Annotated in this window: 1 pseudogene; it reads left to right on the plus strand. The window is 60.0% G+C overall.

The features are described 5' to 3' along the window. Nucleotides 1-1,571, plus strand: a pseudogene (locus ACIP0B_RS28485) (DNA-directed RNA polymerase subunit beta'); the annotation flags it as partial.

Consider the following 1,571-nt stretch of genomic DNA (forward strand, 5'->3'; position numbering starts at 1 on the left):
CTGGCTTCGCCGGTTGCCCACATCTGGTTCCTGAAGTCGCTGCCGTCCCGTATCGGCCTGCTGATGGACATGACCCTGCGTGATATCGAGCGCGTTCTCTACTTCGAGAGCTATGTCGTCATCGACCCGGGCATGACCACCCTCGAAAAGGGTCAGTTGCTGAACGACGAGCAGTATTTCGAAGCGCTGGAAGAGTTCGGTGACGATTTCGACGCCCGCATGGGTGCCGAAGCCGTCCGCGAGCTGCTGCACGCTATCGACCTGGAGCACGAGATCGGCCGTCTGCGCGAAGAGATTCCGCAAACCAACTCCGAAACCAAGATCAAGAAGCTGTCCAAGCGTCTGAAGTTGATGGAGGCCTTCCAGGGCTCCGGCAACCTGCCGGAGTGGATGGTGCTGACCGTTCTGCCGGTTCTGCCGCCGGACCTGCGTCCGCTGGTTCCGCTGGACGGCGGTCGTTTCGCGACTTCCGACCTCAACGATCTGTATCGTCGGGTGATCAACCGTAACAACCGTTTGAAGCGCCTGCTGGATCTGTCCGCTCCGGACATCATCGTGCGCAACGAAAAGCGCATGCTGCAGGAAGCTGTCGACGCACTGCTCGACAACGGCCGTCGCGGTCGCGCCATCACCGGTTCGAACAAGCGTCCTCTGAAATCCCTGGCCGACATGATCAAGGGTAAGCAAGGTCGTTTCCGTCAGAACCTGCTCGGTAAGCGCGTTGACTACTCGGGCCGTTCGGTAATTACCGTAGGTCCGACCCTGCGTCTGCACCAGTGCGGCCTGCCGAAGAAGATGGCTCTCGAGCTGTTCAAGCCGTTCATTTTCGGCAAGCTGGAAATGCGCGGTCTCGCGACCACCATCAAAGCGGCCAAGAAAATGGTCGAGCGCGAGCTGCCGGAGGTTTGGGACGTTCTCGCTGAAGTGATCCGCGAACACCCGGTCCTGCTCAACCGTGCACCGACCCTTCACCGTCTGGGCATCCAGGCGTTTGAACCGGTACTGATCGAAGGTAAGGCCATTCAGCTGCACCCTCTGGTCTGCGCCGCGTACAACGCCGACTTCGACGGTGACCAAATGGCCGTGCACGTGCCGCTGACGCTGGAAGCCCAGCTGGAAGCGCGCGCGCTGATGATGTCGACCAACAACATCCTGTCGCCAGCCAACGGTGAGCCGATCATCGTTCCGTCGCAGGACGTTGTACTGGGTCTGTACTACATGACCCGTGAAGCGATCAACGCCAAGGGCGAAGGTCGTGTGTTCGCGGATCTGCAGGAAGTCGACCGCGTGTTCCGCGCCGGCGAAGCCGCGCTGCACGCCAAGATCAAGGTTCGTATCAACGAAACCGTGAACGACCGTGACGGAAACAGCGTGAACAACACCCGCATCGTCGACACCACCGTCGGCCGTGCGCTGCTGTTCCAGGTTGTGCCGAAAGGCCTGTCGTTCGACGTCGTCAACCTGCCGATGAAGAAGAAGGCGATCTCCAAGCTGATCAACCAGTGCTACCGCGTGGTGGGTCTGAAAGTGACCGTGATCTTCGCTGACCAGTTGATGTACACCGGTTGTGC

Source organism: Pseudomonas sp. NPDC089534, from assembly GCF_044749305.1.
GTDB lineage: Bacteria > Pseudomonadota > Gammaproteobacteria > Pseudomonadales > Pseudomonadaceae > Aquipseudomonas > Aquipseudomonas ekonensis.